Annotated in this window: 2 protein-coding genes; one reads left to right on the forward strand and one right to left on the reverse strand. The window is 72.3% G+C overall.

Features of this window, described 5'->3' with window-relative positions; translation table 11 throughout:
- Window positions 1-287 (reverse strand): hypothetical protein (locus tag ABZ885_RS41660; RefSeq protein ID WP_360200486.1); only part of this gene is annotated, 287 nt, incomplete at its 3' end.
- Between the two features lie 580 nt (window positions 288-867).
- Here ABZ885_RS41660 and ABZ885_RS41665 point away from each other — a divergent pair.
- A partial coding sequence (locus ABZ885_RS41665) for a hypothetical protein (protein WP_360200488.1) occupies window positions 868-1,164 on the forward strand: 297 nt, incomplete at its 3' end.

Consider the following 1,164-nt stretch of genomic DNA (forward strand, 5'->3'; position numbering starts at 1 on the left):
AGCCCGCCCGCCGAGGTGCCGGAGATGATGTCGATGGTGACGCGCCGGTTGGCCCGGCGCAGCAGGTCCCGCCACGTGTCGAAGACCGGGAGGTCCGGATCGGTCGGGTCCAGGCCGGGGTCGGTGCCGGCGAGGTGCTGGGAGGCCAGCCGGAGCAGGTTGAGCTCGTGGACCACTCCGCCCATCCAGACCGCGAGGCTGACGCCGCCGTTCATCACCAGGGCGAGGCGCAGTTCCACCGATTCGCCGTCAGGCCCGGAGGTGCCGGCGGTTTGGTTGTCGACCATCCGTTCACCGTGCCCGACCCCGGTGCGGGTAGGGGTCGCACAGGGGCCCGGGACGGGGCACGTTCACCCGCACGGCGGCAGAGATCCGCTCGGATGCCGCCCACGACCGCGGCGCACCGGCCGGGCGAGGGCCTCACGCTGAGCGACCGTATCGATCTGGCGCGCAATCGCCGTACCGCCCATACCCGTTGAGGCTCGACGGGCGGACGGAGGGGCTGTTCCGTCCGGGCCGGATGTGCGTATGGTGGCTGTTAAGGCGCTCCCCCGATCAGTGGGGTAAGCACGGGTCAAGCCCCCGGTACCGCCGTCATTCGGAAGCGGCGGAGTCGCGACCCGAAGCACGTGGCGGGACAGGTCCCTTCGTCTGGACGCCCCTGGACGCCCCGGTTTGCCATTCCGGGTGTCGCGTGCCCGTTCGCCCCGCTCATCGCGTACCAACGGCGCCGGTGGCCGCGCCCGGCGGCCGTCACCGAGAATCGCGGTGAGAGCACATGCAGTCCCCTTCCCCGTCTCCCGGCACCGGGCCGGTGCCGGGAGCGGTGTCCGGCACCGAACGCACGGACACCGTGCACGGTCCGTCATGCGTCCCGCCCTGACCCGGCCAGGCGTCGCCGGCCACCGCACCACGGGCGTCCGGTCCCGCAGCCCCGCTCTCCGGACCACGGTGTTTCAAGGCGCGCTCGCGTCCTGCCTGTTCTGTGTCGGCGCGCTGCCCGTTCTCGCCATCCCGTTCAGTCTGTTCGGGTTAATCGGCCTGCACTCTGCAGCCGACCGCCTCGTCTTCCCGCTGTGGGGCCTCGCGCTTGCCCTGATGTGCCTCCGTACACCGGTCTCCAGGGCGGCCGCCGCGGGCCTCCTCTGCGGGCTGGTCGCGGTG

Origin of the sequence: Kitasatospora sp. NPDC047058, from assembly GCF_040643935.1 — a bacterium.
Lineage (GTDB): Bacteria > Actinomycetota > Actinomycetes > Streptomycetales > Streptomycetaceae > Kitasatospora.